At 60.0% G+C, this 15,776-nt stretch carries 12 protein-coding genes; 10 read left to right on the plus strand and 2 right to left on the minus strand.

Annotation, left to right across the window (positions count from 1 at the left end; translation table 11 throughout):
* Positions 1–156 precede the first annotated feature (156 nt).
* The 6 genes from AC07V8_RS02580 to AC07V8_RS02605 all read left to right on the plus strand — a co-directional run bounded on the left by AC07V8_RS02580 (position 157) and on the right by AC07V8_RS02605 (position 8,602).
* The gene (locus AC07V8_RS02580) at positions 157–3,012 is read left to right on the plus strand and encodes a 2-oxoglutarate dehydrogenase E1 component (protein WP_494676786.1); all 2,856 of its coding nucleotides are present in this window, start codon (positions 157–159) and stop codon (positions 3,010–3,012) included.
* Between the two features lie 60 nt (positions 3,013–3,072).
* On the plus strand, positions 3,073–4,338 hold the full coding sequence (odhB, locus tag AC07V8_RS02585; protein WP_494676785.1) for a 2-oxoglutarate dehydrogenase complex dihydrolipoyllysine-residue succinyltransferase: 1,266 nt from the start codon (positions 3,073–3,075) through the stop codon (positions 4,336–4,338).
* Between the two features lie 237 nt (positions 4,339–4,575).
* Entirely contained in the window at positions 4,576–6,003 is a 1,428-nt protein-coding gene (gene lpdA, locus AC07V8_RS02590; RefSeq protein ID WP_211440878.1) for a dihydrolipoyl dehydrogenase, read from the plus strand.
* Between the two features lie 12 nt (positions 6,004–6,015).
* Positions 6,016–6,444 carry a hypothetical protein gene (locus tag AC07V8_RS02595; protein ID WP_494676784.1) on the plus strand — a complete coding sequence of 143 codons (429 nt, stop codon included), beginning with the start codon at positions 6,016–6,018 and terminating at the stop codon, positions 6,442–6,444.
* Between the two features lie 197 nt (positions 6,445–6,641).
* Complete coding sequence (gene zapE, locus AC07V8_RS02600) at positions 6,642–7,739, plus strand: cell division protein ZapE (protein WP_211472735.1); 1,098 nt, start codon at positions 6,642–6,644, stop codon at positions 7,737–7,739.
* A 50-nt stretch (positions 7,740–7,789) separates the two neighbouring features.
* A complete protein-coding gene (locus tag AC07V8_RS02605) occupies positions 7,790–8,602 on the plus strand; it encodes a hypothetical protein (protein ID WP_494676783.1) in 813 nt (270 codons plus the stop codon).
* A gap of 72 nt (positions 8,603–8,674) precedes the next feature.
* Here AC07V8_RS02605 and AC07V8_RS02610 read toward each other — a convergent pair whose 3' ends face one another.
* The gene (locus AC07V8_RS02610) at positions 8,675–9,481 is read right to left on the minus strand and encodes a PP2C family protein-serine/threonine phosphatase (RefSeq protein ID WP_211440882.1); all 807 of its coding nucleotides are present in this window, start codon (positions 9,479–9,481) and stop codon (positions 8,675–8,677) included.
* 168 nt (positions 9,482–9,649) lie between these two features.
* Between AC07V8_RS02610 and AC07V8_RS02615 the strand changes: the two genes are divergently transcribed.
* The 3 genes from AC07V8_RS02615 (at position 9,650) to AC07V8_RS02625 (ending at position 13,648) form a co-directional block, all read left to right on the plus strand.
* Positions 9,650–9,850 (plus strand): YdcH family protein, encoded by a 201-nt coding sequence (locus AC07V8_RS02615; protein ID WP_199111255.1) that lies wholly within the window; start codon positions 9,650–9,652, stop codon positions 9,848–9,850.
* A 110-nt stretch (positions 9,851–9,960) separates the two neighbouring features.
* Positions 9,961–11,991: a DNA repair helicase YoaA gene (gene yoaA / locus AC07V8_RS02620; protein WP_494677226.1), complete on the plus strand. Its 2,031-nt coding sequence runs from the start codon at positions 9,961–9,963 to the stop codon at positions 11,989–11,991.
* Between the two features lie 202 nt (positions 11,992–12,193).
* Positions 12,194–13,648, plus strand: coding sequence for a Ppx/GppA phosphatase family protein (locus AC07V8_RS02625; RefSeq protein ID WP_494676782.1), 1,455 nt, complete (start codon positions 12,194–12,196; stop codon positions 13,646–13,648).
* A 130-nt stretch (positions 13,649–13,778) separates the two neighbouring features.
* Here the strand turns inward: AC07V8_RS02625 and AC07V8_RS02630 are convergent, their stop codons facing one another.
* The gene (locus AC07V8_RS02630) at positions 13,779–14,891 is read right to left on the minus strand and encodes an ABC transporter substrate-binding protein (RefSeq protein ID WP_494676781.1); all 1,113 of its coding nucleotides are present in this window, start codon (positions 14,889–14,891) and stop codon (positions 13,779–13,781) included.
* A gap of 207 nt (positions 14,892–15,098) precedes the next feature.
* Between AC07V8_RS02630 and AC07V8_RS02635 the strand changes: the two genes are divergently transcribed.
* Positions 15,099–15,614 (plus strand): hypothetical protein, encoded by a 516-nt coding sequence (locus AC07V8_RS02635; RefSeq protein WP_494676780.1) that lies wholly within the window; start codon positions 15,099–15,101, stop codon positions 15,612–15,614.
* Positions 15,615–15,776 lie beyond the last annotated feature (162 nt).

Raw genomic sequence — 15,776 nt, forward strand, 5'->3', positions numbered from 1 at the left:
CATAAGCAGTACCCGAATTTTTAAGTGGCAGTAAAAGAACACAGCAATAGAGCCCTTCCCCACAACTTGATGTGCAATCCGCTAACCGGTCAGGCCGTGTCGCGGAAGGTTATGTTAACCCGCTAATCTCGCGAAACGCGAAGAAAGGTGAGCAAGATGATGCAACAATACCGCTCTAATTCTTATCTCTTCGGAGGTAATGCACCGTACATTGAAGAGCTGTACGAGTCATACCTCGACAATCCCGGTTCAGTTGCCGACAACTGGCGTGCTTATTTCGACGCCATGCAGCACGTGCCTGCCGTCGACGGCTCCGACAAGCCTGACGTAGGTCACGCATCCGTCATCGCCTCGTTCGCCGAGCGCGCCAAGCAAGGTCCTATCCGTACCATCTCCGCTTCAGCCGATGCTGAAATGGGCTTTAAGCGTGTTGCCGTAACGCAACTTATCGCTGCCTATCGCTACCTGGGTTCGCGCTGGGCCAACCTGGACCCGCTGCAACGCCAGGAACGTTCCGCGCTGCCGGAACTGGAGCCGAGCTTCTACGGTTTCACCGATGCCGACATGGACATCGTGTTCAATATCAGCAATACCTACTTCGGTCATGAAACGGCAACCCTGCGCGATCTGCTGAATGCGCTGCGCGAGACCTATTGCCGTTCGATCGGTACCGAATACATGTACATCAGCGATCCGACCGAAAAGCGCTGGATGCAAGAGCGCCTGGAGTCGACCCGCTCGGCGCCGGTATTCACCGCGGAAAAGAAAAAACACATCCTCGACCGCCTGACCGCGGCCGAAGGCCTGGAACGCTACCTGCATACACGCTATGTCGGCCAGAAGCGCTTCTCGCTGGAAGGCGGCGAAAGCTTCATCGTATCCCTGGATGAAACCATCCAGCGCGCCGGCGAAAAGGGCGTGCAGGAAATCGTGATCGGCATGGCCCACCGCGGCCGCCTGAATGTGCTGGTCAACACCCTGGGCAAGATGCCGCAGGAACTGTTCGCGGAATTCGAAGGCAAGCACGCCGACGACCTGCCGGCCGGCGACGTCAAGTATCACCAAGGCTTCTCGTCCGACATCACCAGCCCTGGCGGCCCGGTGCATCTGTCGCTGGCGTTCAACCCGTCGCACCTGGAAATCGTCAACCCTGTGGTTGAAGGTTCGGTCAAGGCCCGCATGGAACGCCGCGGCGATGCCGACGGTTCGCAAGTGCTGCCGATCCTGGTGCACGGCGATGCCGCTTTCGCGGGCCAGGGCGTGGTCATGGAAACCCTGAACCTGGCGCAGACGCGCGGCTACGGCACAGGCGGCACGGTGCACATCGTGATCAACAACCAGATCGGTTTCACCACTTCCGATCCGCGCGATTCCCGTTCGACCCTGTATTGCTCGGACGTGGTCAAGATGATCGAAGCGCCGGTGCTGCACGTCAACGGCGACGATCCTGAAGCCGTGGTGTACGCCACCCAGATCGCGCTCGACTACCGCATGGAATTCAAGAAGGATATCGTGGTCGATATCATCTGCTTCCGCAAACTCGGTCACAACGAACAAGATACACCGGCGCTGACGCAGCCGCTGATGTACAAGAAGATCGGTCAGCATCCAGGCACCCGCAAGCTGTACGCGGACAAGCTGGCTGCCCAAGGCACCATCGCAGCTGACGATGGCGACGCCATGGTCAAGGCTTTCCGCGATGCGATGGATGCCGGCAGGCACACGGTCGATCCGGTCATCTCCAACTTCAAGAGCAAGTATGCGGTCGACTGGCTGCCGTTCCTGAACCGCAAGTGGACTGACGCCGCCGATACGGCAGTGCCGGCGACCGAACTGAAGCGCTTGGCCACCCGTATTACGACCGTGCCGGAAAACTTCAAGGTTCACGCACTGGTTGAGAAAGTACTGAACGACCGCGCAGCGATGGGCCGTGGTGAACTCAACCTCGATTGGGGCATGGGTGAACATCTGGCTTACGCGTCGCTGGTATCGTCGGGTTATGCAGTTCGCCTGACCGGCCAGGATGCCGGCCGCGGCACCTTCGTCCATCGTCACGCAGTATTGCACGATCAAAACCGTGAGCGTTGGGATGCAGGCAGCTACATTCCGCTGCAAAATATCTCGGAACAGCAAGCGCCGTTCAAGGTGATCGATTCGGTGCTGTCGGAAGAAGCCGTGCTCGGTTTCGAGTACGGCTATTCGACAGCAGAGCCAAACACATTGACCATCTGGGAAGCCCAGTTCGGCGACTTCGCCAACGGCGCGCAAGTCGTGATCGACCAGTTCATCAGCTCCGGCGAAGTGAAGTGGGGCCGCGCTTCCGGCCTGGTCATGATGCTGCCGCACGGTTACGAAGGCCAGGGTCCGGAACACTCGTCGGCACGCCTGGAACGTTATCTGCAGCTGTGCGCGGACAACAACATGCAAGTGGTGCAGCCGACTACCGCTGCGCAGATCTTCCATCTGCTGCGCCGCCAGATGATCCGCCTGTTCCGCAAGCCGCTGGTGATCATGACGCCGAAGTCGCTGCTGCGTAACAAGGACGCCGGTTCGCCGTTGTCCGACTTCAGCAAGGGCAGTTTCCAGACCGTCATCGGCGAAGTCGATGAGAAGATCGAAGCCAAGAAGGTCAAGCGCGTCATCGCTTGCTCAGGCAAGGTTTACTACGACCTGGTCAATGCCCGTAAAGAACGTGGCCAGACCGATGTCGCGATTATCCGTGTGGAACAGCTGTATCCATTCCCGCACAAGGCGTTCGCTGCCGAATTGAAGCAGTTCCCGAACTTCAATGAGCTGGTGTGGGCGCAGGACGAGCCGCAGAACCAGGGCGCATGGCTGCAGATCCAGCACAATATTTTTGAAAACCTGGAAGATGGTCAAAAGCTTGCGTATGCAGGCCGTCCAGCCAGCGCATCGCCAGCCGTCGGTTACTACGACAAGCACTATGCGCAGCAAAAAGCATTGCTGGACACTGCATTTTCCAAGCTCAAAGGCTTTGTTCTTACCAAATAATTGACGATAGGGCGGGTCTGGATGATCCGCCTGCCGCCGCACCATCTTACGGAGAATTAAATGGCACTTCTTGAAGTAAAAGTTCCGCAATTGTCGGAATCCGTCGCCGAAGCGACTTTGTTGGCATGGCATAAAAAAGTCGGCGATGCGGTCAAGCGCGACGAAAACCTGATCGACATCGAAACAGATAAAGTAGTACTGGAATTGCCGGCCCCAGCCGACGGCGTCATCGTGCAGCTGATCAAGACCGACGGCAGCACCGTGGTGGCCGACGAGGTCATCGCCATCATCGATACCGACGCTTCGGCCAAGGTCAGCCCGATGGAAGTGGCAGCCGTGCCAGTGCCGCAAGCCGGCCACGCACCGACACCGGTGGCAGCGCCTGAACTGCAGTCGAAATCGGCCGCGGGCATCGCCATGCCGGCCGCAGCGAAAATGCTGGCGGAAAACAATATGTCGGCGACCCAGGTTGCAGGCAGCGGCAAAGACGGCCGCGTCACCAAGGGCGACGTCATCGGCGCGGTAGCCAACAAGGCAGCAACACCTGCGCCGGCGCCATTGGCAGCGGCGCCAGCCAAAGCGCTGCTGCAGCAAGTTGCAGCGCCGACCAAGGCCAACCTGGACGATCGTCCGCAAGAACGCGTGCCGATGAGCCGCCTGCGCGCCCGTATCGCCGAGCGCCTGGTGCAGTCGCAATCGACCAACGCCATCCTGACGACCTTCAATGAAGTCAACATGCAGCCGGTCATGGACCTGCGCACCAAGTACAAGGACAAGTTTGAAAAAGAGCATGGCGTCAAGCTCGGTTTCATGTCGTTCTTCGTCAAGGCTGCGGTTGCCGCACTGAAAAAATACCCGATCGTCAACGCTTCGGTTGATGGCAACGACATCGTGTACCACGGCTATTTCGATATCGGTATCGCGGTCGGTTCGCCACGCGGCCTGGTAGTGCCGGTGCTGCGCGATGCAGACCAGATGTCGATCGCCGACATCGAAAAGAAGATCGGCGAATTCGGCGCCAAGGCCAAGGACGGCAAGCTGACCCTGGACGACCTGACCGGCGGTACTTTCTCGATCTCCAACGGCGGTACTTTCGGTTCGATGCTGTCGACGCCGATCATCAACCCGCCGCAATCGGCGATCCTGGGCGTGCATGCGACCAAGGACCGCGCAGTGGTCGAAAACGGCCAGATCGTGGTGCGTCCGATGAACTACCTGGCCATGTCTTACGATCACCGCATCATCGACGGTCGTGAAGCAGTGCTGGCGCTGGTGGCGATGAAAGAAGCGCTGGAAGATCCGGCCCGTCTGTTGCTGGACCTGTAAGCTTCAAATTCGCCAAGGCTAGGCAGGCGCGCCCTGATTCTGTTTTTTGCCCTTTCAACGGCGCAAAAAATAGAGCAGGGCGCGTCGCTTAGGTGGCTAGGTAATATTGAGTAATGCGAAGTAATTGATGAGCGCCTGGTCTCTTGTTGCAGGCGTTTGCCGGCAGCGGCGGCAATGGACCGCGCCGGCAGGCAAAGCGGTAGCGAGATGGCAAGGCAACAACTCCAAGGATGGAAAATGAGCAAACAATTTGATGTCGTAGTGATCGGTGGCGGTCCTGGCGGTTACATTGCAGCAATCCGCGCCGCACAACTGGGTTTCAGCACAGCCTGTATCGATGAATGGAAAAACGCCAAGAACGGCCCTGCGCCGGGCGGCACCTGCACCAACGTCGGCTGCATTCCTTCCAAGGCGCTGCTGCAGTCGTCTGAGCATTTCGAGCATGCCGGCCATGCGTTCGCCGAGCACGGCATCAATGTCAAGGGCCTGGAGCTGAACCTGGGCCAGATGCTGGCGCGCAAGGACGGCGTTGTCAAACAGAACAACGAAGGCATCCTGTACCTGTTCAAGAAAAACAAGGTGTCCTTTTTCCACGGCCGCGGCTCCTTCGTCAAGGGCGATGCCGGCGGTTATGAAATCAAGGTTGCCGGCGCCACGGAAGAAACCATCAGCGCCAAGCACATCGTGCTGGCGACCGGTTCCAACGCGCGCGAACTGCCAGGCGCGCCGTTCGATGAAAAACTGATCCTGTCGAATACCGGCGCGCTGGCAATTGACGCGGTTCCGGCTAAACTGGGGGTTATCGGCGCCGGTGTCATCGGCCTCGAAATGGGCAGCGTATGGCGCCGCCTGGGTGCGGAAGTCAGCGTGCTGGAAGCGCTGCCGACTTTCCTCGGCGCAGTCGATGAGCAGATCGCCAAGGAAGCCGGAAAACTTTTCGCCAAGCAAGGTTTGAAGGTCAGCCTGGGCGTCAAGATCGGCGCCATCACGACTGGCAAGAACGATGTGACAGTGGAATATGTCGACGCCACCGGCGCCGCGCAAAAAGCCGTGTACGACAAGCTGATCGTTTCGATCGGCCGCACGCCGAACACCATCGGCCTGAATGGCGAAGCGGTCGGCCTCAAGCTGGACGAGCGCGGCTTCATCGCGGTTGACGACGATTGCAAGACCAACCTGCCGAACGTCTGGGCGGTAGGCGATGTGGTGCGCGGCCCGATGCTGGCGCACAAGGCTGAGGAAGAGGGCGTTGCGGTTGCCGAGCGTATTGCCGGGCAGCATGGTCACGTCAATTTCAACACCATTCCGTGGGTGATCTACACCTCGCCGGAAATCGCATGGGTTGGCAAGACAGAACAACAACTTAAGGCAGATGGAGTAGCATACAAGGCTGGCACCTTCCCGTTCCTGGCGAATGGCCGGGCGCGCGCCTTGGGCGATACTTCGGGCATGGTCAAGTTCCTGGCGGATGCCAAGACTGACGAAATCCTGGGTGTCCATATTGTCGGTCCGATGGCGTCCGAGCTGATTTCGGAAGCCGTGGTGGCGATGGAATTCCGCGCCTCGGCGGAAGACATCGCCCGTATCTGCCATGCGCACCCATCCTTGTCGGAAGCGACCAAGGAAGCAGCGCTGGCGGTCGACAAGCGGTCTTTGAATTTTTAAGAAAGAAGCAAGATGCGTGTTCTGTTGCCGTTGCTGACTCTGGTGTTAGGTGTTGCATTATCCGGTTGCGCCACTGTAGCGTCGGAGAACGGTCACGTGCTGATCGAAGCCAGTTCCGACAGCCAGCAGCTGGAAGGGGCGCGCTGCGTGGTGAAAACCGACAGCAGCCGCTGGAATGTGGTGACGCCGGGCGATGTCCTGATCGTCGCTGCCGACGGCGACCTGCACGTAGTGTGCGACAAGCCCGGCTACCGCACTTCGGAAGTGGTGTACCGGGCGCCGCCCGGCTTGAACTCCCCTAGCGTCGGCATCGGCGCTGCGGGCGGCAGCGGCGGCGTCGGTGCCGCCGGCATCGGTATCGGCGTCAGCTTGCCGCTCAGTTTCGGCGGCAAGGAAAAAGCCTATCCCAGCCGCGTGCTGGTGGAAATGGGGCGGTCATAGTTGCTTGGCTGGTTCCTGAGTTGAAGTGGGTGAGCGAAAGCTCGCCCATTTTTATTTTTGGCCGCCGCCGAGCGTAATGTTTCCCCCGTAAAGCCACGAATATTGATTTTCCGTCAATGTCTTTGCCGCGATATTGACAAATATGGAACGGATGACGCTTCGCGCATCGGCTCTGTGAATTTTTGAACTGAAAAGCCATGAATGTATTAGAGTTTTACGAACAGGCGCTGACGCAGCGCGGCTTCCAGGCTGACGAGGCGCAACGGCGCGCGGTCGATCGCCTGCAGCGCGCCTACGACGAATGGGTAGAGTACAAGGCGCAGCGTTCCAACTCCTTCAAGCGCCTGATCAACCGGCCGGACGTGCCGCGCGGCGTCTACATGTGGGGTGGCGTCGGCCGTGGCAAGTCGTTCCTGATGGACAGCTTCTATTCAGTGGTGCCGGTGGTGCGCAAGACCCGTTTGCATTTCCACGAATTCATGCGCGCCGTGCATCGCCAGCTGGACGAGCTGAAAGGCGTTGCCGATCCGCTCGACGAGGTCGCCAAGCGGGTGGCCAAGAAATACCGCCTGATCTGTTTCGACGAGTTTCATGTATCCGATATCGCCGACGCCATGATTCTCTACAATCTGCTGAGAGCCTTGTTCGATAATGGCGTGTCTTTCGTCATGACCTCCAACTACGAGCCTAGCACCCTGTATCCGGACGGCTTGCACCGCGACCGCATGCTGCCGACCATCAAGCTGCTGCAGGACAACCTGGATGTCATGAACATCGACGCCGGCATCGACTACCGCAAGCGCGCGCTCGAGCAGGTGGAAACCTATCACTCGCCGCTCAACGCCGATACCGACCGCGCCTTGCGCCATGCGTTTGCCGGCGTCGCCGAAACCGCCGACGAAGATCCGCTGGTGGACATCGAAGCGCGTAAAATAAAGGCCTTGCGCAAGGCCGGCGGGGCCATCTGGTTCGATTTCAACACCTTGTGCGGCGGCCCGCGCTCGCAAAATGACTACCTCGAAATTGCCAGCCGCTTCCATACGGTGATATTGTCCGGTATCCCGCAGATGTCGGCGGCGATGTCGTCCGAAGCGCGCCGGTTTACCTGGCTGATCGATGTGTTCTATGATCACAAGATCAAGCTGATCATGTCGGCGGCGGTGCCGCCGGAAGAGCTCTATACGCAGGGCATGCTGGCCAATGAGTTCCACCGCACCGTGTCGCGTATCATGGAAATGCAGTCGCGCGAGTACATGGATAGCGAACGGCGCTCCGAAGCTGATTCCATCGTCTGAACCGGCTCTGCGGTAGTGTCTAAACAATGTAAAGAAATGGATAGGTCCTAGTGGAATTTGCCCCTTTTAATTTGGCGCCGCGGCGTCTGCTTCCGGCGCTGGCCGCAGCACTGCTGGCCTTGAGCGCCGGCGCGCAGGCGGAAGACGCCACAGTGCTCAAGCCGGTCGCCGAGCCGGCGGCCGAACTGACCGCGCGCTACCCGCTGGAATCGCTGACTTCAGTGGACGTCGCCAACAAGGCGCTGGACGATGTCGCCGACGCCAAGGCCGAGGTGGCGGCGCGCGATCTGGAGCAGCGCCGGGTCTGCTATACCAAGTTTTTCGTCAACCATTGCCTCGACGCCGCCAAGGAGCAGCGCCGCCTGGCATTGAAGGCGATCCGTCCGGTCGACATCACCGCCAATGCTTTCTTGCGCAAGGACCGCGCCGACGAGCGCGACAAGGCGCTGGCGGCGAACGAAGCCAAGCATCCGGCCGAGGAAGCGCAAAAGGCCCAGGACCAGAAGGAAAAAGAGCTGAGCAACGTGGAAAAGGTCAAGCAGGGCGCGGCCAAGGAAAAAGAAGTGGCCGCCAATACCCGCAAGCATTTGGGCGAGGCCGACAAACGTGTGGCGGAGCATAACGCGCGTGAACTGAAGGCGAAGCAGGACGCGGCCGCCAAGGAATCGCAACGGGCCGCCAATGTGGCAGCTTTCGAGAAAAAGGCGCAGGATTCGGCGGCGCGCCAGCGTGAAGTAGCGGCCAACAAGGCCGCCAAGGCCAAGGATCTGGCCGCCAAGAAGGCGGCTGCAACGAAAGCGCCTGTGCCGCCGGTTGCAACGCCGCCTGTGCCGCCGGCTGCCGCACCCGCTGCACAGCCATAAAACAAAGCCGTTAGCTGCGTCCCGCGGCTAACGGCTATTTAACTTCTTTTCGGCTTTGAATCTCCGCTTTATTTAAACCGCGCGGCGCATCTTCTTGACGGTGTAGCTGGCAGCTTCCTTGGGCGGCGCCACCAGCTTGACGATGGCGAACGTGCAGTTGTCTGCAGCGTGGCCTTCGGCGCGCTTGCGCGTCTTGTTGATCAGCATTTCCGCCGCGTCGCGCGGCTTGTTCATGGCGATCGCCGCACCCATCTCATCTTCGGTGAAGTAATGCCACAGCCCGTCCGAGCACAGCAGGAAGGCGTCGCCGGCTTTCAGGCCGGTATGGCGGCCGATGCTGACCTTCGGCGTATCGGTGCTGGACCCAAGCGCATTGAGCAGGATGTTGGACAGGTTGTGCGATTTCGCTTCGCTGCGCGACAGCTTGCCTTCCGCCACCAGCTTTTCGACATAGGAATGGTCGATGGTGTGCTCGGCAAAATTGGGGCCGTCGAAGCGGTACAAGCGCGAATCGCCGACATGGCCCCAGGTCGCCGTGCCGTCCGGCGACAGCACCAGGATCACCATGGTGGTGTGCGGATCCTTGTCGTTGGAAAAACCGCTCAGCTTGATCACCGTATGGGTTTCCAGCGCAATGTTGTGCAACATCGCTTCGACATTGTCGATCAAGGGCGAAAATCCCTCGAATATCTGCTTGGCGGTGCATATCACCTGCTCGGCGGCAAGCGCGCCGCCGCTGCGGCCGCCCATGCCATCGGCCAACACGGCCATCATGTAGCCCGGCGCTTTCGGGGCGGTAAATAGTGCAGTGCGGTCCTGCTGTTCCTGGCGGTCACCTATATGCTGGCCGGTGCCGGCTTCGATCTTGTATTGGCTCATTCGTCTGGGTAGATTAAACTGCATCCTGTTCTAGGTAATTCTGGATCCGGCGTCAAATCGCCACTCATTCACGGTAATACGATATGAAGTCGATGGGAAAGATTATACGCAGGAATGATTTTCAAGGTGTTTCCACATGTTAACATTTTCCAACGCAAGAATCTGACCATGATCGATCGAGAAGAAATCCTTCGCCGCATTATAGAGCTTGAAGTCGAACATCGCGATCTCGATGCGGCTATTCATACCATGACCAACCAGGTCCTGTATGAGGAATTGCAGTTGCGGCGCCTGAAAAAGCGCAAATTGCAACTGAAGGACCAGATTACGCTGTTAAGAATGCAATTGATTCCTGATATCCCTGCCTGAAAGCTCACCCCCGAGGCTGGTAGGATGCTAGTAGAACAGGCATCTATCCCAGCCGCCGCTTTATTAAGTAAGTTACCTTGACCCAAGATACATCCCCCCTTGCCGCCGAAATCGCCGTTGCCGGCGCAGCGAACATCCCCGCTCCCGGCGTCCACGACGCCGACGTCGATCGCCTGTTCGCCAGTTCCGGCCCGCTGGGCCAGGCGGTCGGCGGCTTTCGCCCGCGCCTGGCGCAGACTGAAATGGCGAAAGCCATCGCCGAAGCGATCGCCCAGCAGCGCACCTTGATCGCCGAAGCCGGCACCGGCACCGGCAAGACCTTCGCCTATCTGGTCCCGGCGCTGCTGTGGGGCGGCAAGGTGATTGTGTCGACCGGCACCAAGAACCTGCAGGACCAGCTGTTCCTGCGCGATATCCCGACCGTGCGCAAGGCGCTCAGCGCGCCGGTCTCGATTGCACTGCTCAAGGGGCGCGCCAACTACGTTTGCCATTTCCATCTGGAGCGCACGCTGCAGAACGGCCGCATGACCTCGCGCGAGGACGTCGGCTATCTGCGCGAAATCTCGCGCTTCATGAAAACCACCTCGTCCGGCGACAAGGCCGAGCTGTCCATGGTGCCGGAAACCGCGCCGATCTGGAACCTGGTGACCTCGACCCGCGATACCTGCATGGGCGCCGAGTGCCAGTATTACCAGGACTGTTTCGTCATGAAGGCGCGCAAGGAGGCGCAGCAGGCCGATGTGGTGGTGGTCAATCACCATCTGTTCTTTGCCGACGTCGCGCTGAAGGATACCGGCGTCGCCGAACTGCTGCCGTCAGCCAATACCGTGATCTTCGACGAGGCGCACCAGCTGCCCGAAGTCGCCACTTTATTCTTTGGCAATACCGTCTCCACCTCGCAGATCCTGGAGCTGTGCCGGGATGTGCTGGCGGAAGGCTTGTCGCATGCACGTGACGGCGCCGACTGGGGACAGGTCGTGCTGCCGGTGGAAAAAGCCGCGCGCGACCTGCGCCTGGCTTTCCCGCAAGACGTGGTGCGGCTGTCGGTCAACCAGATTGCGCCATCGAGCATTTTCTTCCCGGCGCTGGAAACCATGCGCAGCCAGCTGCACGGCATGATCGCCGTGCTGGAAAAGCAGGCGGAACGCGCGGAAACCATCGAGCAGTGCCGCACCCGCGCGGTGGAACTGGGCTACAAGCTGGACGGCTGGAACAGCGCGCCCGTCGCCGGCGGCGGCAAGAAGGCCGGCAAAGCGCTTGTCGCCGACGAAGGCGAGGGCAGCGTGTTGTGGGTGGAGGCTTTTTCGTCGTCGCTGCAGCTGCACCAGACGCCATTATCGATCGCGCCGATTTTCAACAAGCAGCGCGAAGGCGTGGCGCGCTCATGGATTTTTACTTCGGCGACCTTGGCGGTCAAGAACGATTTCCAGCACTACGCGGCGCAGATGGGCCTGGGCGACGAGCCGGCGCAATCCTGGCCCAGTCCCTTCGACTACGGCCAGCAAGGCCTGCTATACGTACCGCAGAACCTGCCGCAGCCGAATTCGCCGGACTACACCGACGCCGTGATCGATGCCGCGCTGCCTGTGATCGAAGCCTCCGGCGGCCGTGCTTTCCTGCTGTGCACCACCATCCGCGCCGTCAACCGCGCGGCGGAACGCCTGCGCGCCGAATTCGAAGCGCGCCACCTGGATTTTCCACTGATGGTGCAGGGCGAAGCCGGCCGTACCGAACTGCTGGACCGCTTCCGCGCCGCCGGCAATGCGGTGCTGATCGGCAGCCAGAGTTTCTGGGAGGGCGTCGACGTGCGCGGCGAAGCGCTGTCGCTGGTGATCATCGACAAGCTGCCGTTCTCGCCGCCTGACGATCCGGTGCTGGCGGCGCGCATCGAAGCGCTCGAATCGAAGGGCATGAACGGCTTCATGCATCATCAGCTGCCGGCCGCGATCATCAACCTGAAACAGGGCGCCGGCCGCCTGATTCGCGATGAAAGCGATCGCGGGGTCCTGATGATCTGTGATCCGCGCCTGATCTCCAAGGGCTACGGCCGCCGCATCTGGCAAAGCCTGCCGCCGTTCAAGCGCACCCGCGAACTGGATGCGGTGAAGGCATTCTGGCGCGGCGACCCGGTTGCCGAATAACTGGCATGATCGTTCTTGTGTTATCTATGACGGCGCTGCTGGCGTGATCCGCTATGATCGGCTAAGCTGGGCTGAGGAATGCCTCTCTGCCTTGTCATCAGCATGTAATAATCTGCCTCTATTGTCGCAGCTTGCATTTTGCAGGCCCTGCGCGTTGAGGGTGCGGGTTTTTGTCGAACGTTCGTTTGGATAAAGGTAAGCAATGTTTGCAGCAGTGGATTTGGGGTCCAACAGTTTTCGTTTGCATATTGGCAAATATAATGGTGATGCGATCCGCGTCATCAAGAGTGCGCGCGACCCGATCCGCCTGGCTGCCGGACTCGACAGCAAGGGCTACCTGACCGAACAGGCGATGCAGGTGGCGCTCGATTCGCTGGCGCGCTTCCGCAATATCCTGGCCGACTACCAGCTGGAAGCGGTGCGCGTGGTCGCCACCAACACGCTGCGGGTAGCCAAGAACGCCGCCGAATTTCTGCCGATCGCCGAGCAGGTGATCGGCTATCCGATTGAAATCATTTCGGGCGAGGAAGAAGGCCGCCTGATCTACATGGGCGTCGCCAGCATGCTGCGCCTGCCCAACGAAAAGCGGCTGGTGCTGGACATCGGCGGCGGCTCCACCGAACTGATCCTGGGCCGCGGCCAGCAGATCGAGCGGGTCGAATCGTTCGGCATCGGCACGGTCAACCAGAGCCTGGCGTTCTTCGCCGACGGCCAGATCACCGCCGCCGCCTACGATGCCGCGGTGCTGTCGGCGCGCAGCCATTTCGAAGATGCCGCGCCGCCGTACCGGCCGCAGAACTGGAGCCATGCCTACGGTTCTTCCGGCACCATCCGTGCGATTGCCGAGACCATCGACAGGAACGGCCTGGGCGATCATCGCCTGTCTTACACCAGCCTGGAGGCCTTGCGCGCGCGCTTCGTCGAGTTCGGCCATGTCAGCCGCATCGATCTGCTCGGCATGAAGCCGGAGCGCGCCGCCGTCATGGTCGGCGGCCTGGCGGTGCTGATCGGCCTGATGCAGGAACTCGGCATCGAAGTGATCCAGCCGATCGAAGCCGGCTTGCGCATGGGCGTAATGTGGGACTTGCAGCTGCGCGGCACGCGGCTGGACCGGCGCGACCAGTCGGTGCATGATTTCTCGCAGCGTTTCCATGTCGACCAGCTGCGCGCCAGCCGTGTTGCGGAAACGGCAACCTCGCTGTTTGAAATGCTCAAGCCGGCCAACGACGGCCTCAGCCAGTATCTGCACTGGAGCGCCTTGCTGCATGAGGTCGGGCTGGTGGTGTCGCAAAGCGGCTATCACAAGCATGCCGCCTACCTGATCGAAAACGCCGACCTGTCCGGTTTCACCACCCGCGAGCAGCGCGCGATGAGCATGCTGATCCTGGGGCAGAAGGGCAACCTGCGCAAGATCAGCGACGCCTTGCTCGATCCGGATTTCTCCAAGGCGGTGCTGGCCCTGCGCCTGGCCGTCATGTTCCTGCATTCGCGCATAGAGATCGATCTTGACGAATTGCGCCTGAAAATGAAGAGCAAGATCGAGCTCGACATCAAGCGCGACTGGATCGAGGACCATCCCACCGCGACCTATTGGATGACCAAGGAGCAGGACTGGTGGCGCGAGATCGGCGTCGATTTCGCCATCCGCCGGACGTAGGGTGGGCACTCCGTGCCCACGCTGACCGCGATAACCGGAGTAAAGACTGCGCGGCAGCAAGAAAGCTGGCAGATGAAGCGAATTCACACGTGGGCACGATGTGCCCACTCTACGCTTCAGATAAACATTCTCAGTAGGTCAGCCCGCTAGCCTTGTTGAACAGCGCAATATCGACATAATTGGATAGATGGTTGCTGCCGGCGGTTTCGCCCATCATGTAGCCGCCGATATCAAAGCCGCCGCCGGGGATGACGTATTCCGGCTGGCCGGCCACGCGCTTGGCGCCGGGTTGCAACAGGCGGATCCAGGTCTTGGCCGCGGCAAAGCCCTCCAGCGTCAAGGCGGACACCGGTTCATCGCGGTATTTGCGCATCATGTTGAGGTGCTCAAGCTGGATAGGTGAACTGCCGATGCCGGGATTCGGCACCACTTGCGAAAACACGGTCCATTCCACGGCTTTGCCGCCAGCCAGCTGGCGCAGGGTGGTCAGGTTGGTGAGGGAAGAGCCGGCCACAAAAGTCTGCGGCGCGAGCCTGCGGAATTCCTTCAGGAACACGCCGGCGTTGACAGTGTCGGCCACCATGATCACGAAGCCGGGCTTGGCCGCGGCCAGGGCAGCGGTTTCCTTGCCGATCTGATTTGCATCCTTGCTCAGGTGGACGGTGCCGCTGAGCTTGATGCCGCTTTCCTTCATCTGCTCCAGCAGGCGCTGGTAGGCATCGGCGCTGGCGGCCGATTCCTGGTAGACGATGCCGATATCCTTGATTCCCAGCTTGTCGAAATGGGAAAATATGTGACGGATTTCCTGCTGGTAGCTGGGCCGCCAGAACAGGATCCTGGCGTCCTTCTGGTAGTCGGCGCCGGCCAGCGGCGCGTACAGGGTCAGGCCGCTGCGCTTGAAATCGGCGGAATTGAGCACCGCGCGGGTGACGTCGTCGCCGACGCCGCCGAACAGGTAAGAGACGTGGGCCTGGTCGATCAGCTCGGCCACCGCCTTGACAGCCAGATCGGCCTGGCCGCGGTCGTCGCGCACCAGATACTGGATACGGCGGCCGTTGATGCCGCCCTTGGTGTTCAGCACGTCAAAATAAGTCTTTATGCCCGCCACATAATCCCGTCCAAGATCGGCGTTCGGGCCGGACAGGTCGATGGCTTGGCCGACCACGATGATGTCGGCGGCATGCGTCAGCAAGGGCAGGAACAAAGAGAAAGCAGCCAGGCACTTGCACAAAATGCGTTTCAAGTTTAAGTTCATCAGAAAAATTGAAATAAGGTGGCGGAGGAGTCGCAGTGTCCTTGTTTAATATGACCGCTTGATGAAATCGCGGCGTCGGCCGCCGTCTTGGTGTTGTATTGGCAGGCCTGGAAATGGAGCGCTTGATCAAGCTGTTCTTGCCGAAGGTCAAAGAATTGTATATATTATTTATACGATTTGTTAATGGAGAATTGAATGGTTGCCAGTAAAATTGTTAAACGCGCTGTTAAAAAGCCGGTAGTCGCAGTCAGAGCGGCCGCCAAAGCCAAGCCGGCCGCACGGCCGGCAGTCAAGGCCAGCCCGAAGGCGGCGCCTGCGGCAAAACCTGCAGCGAAACCATCGGTGAAAGCGGCGGCCAAGCCGGGGCCGAAGCCAGCAGCCAAGCCGGAACTGAAAGCCGCACCGAAGCCGCTGATCGCTGCCAAGCCGCTGGCCGTCAAGCCGGCGCCAAGCCTGAAGGTTTTGCCGGACGCCAAAGCCAAGGTCAAGAAAGCCAAGCTGGTGCGCGACAGCTTCACCATGCCGGCCGATGAATACCAGGTGCTGGGCGACGTCAAAAAGACCTTCCTGAAAGCGGGCCTGGAAGTGAAGAAGAGCGAATTGCTGCGCGTCGGCGTTGCCCTGATCCGCGACCTGAGCCTGGCAAACCTGAAGCTGGCTGTGGCCAGCCTGCCGCCAGTCAAGGCCGGCCGGCCGAAAAAAGAGAAGTAAGCAGCGGCCTGCAAGGCAGCGAGATCCGCGGCTTTCGCTGCGGCTCGGCACACTGCCAGTGTTCTGATTCAGGACGCAATAAGCACGAAAAACATGAAATATCCTTTTGGTTATTTTCATGTTTTTCGTGTTTTTTTTGCCTTGAGAATTGCCATTCCGTCA

The organism is Collimonas sp. GW821-FHT02H07 (assembly GCF_059421505.1).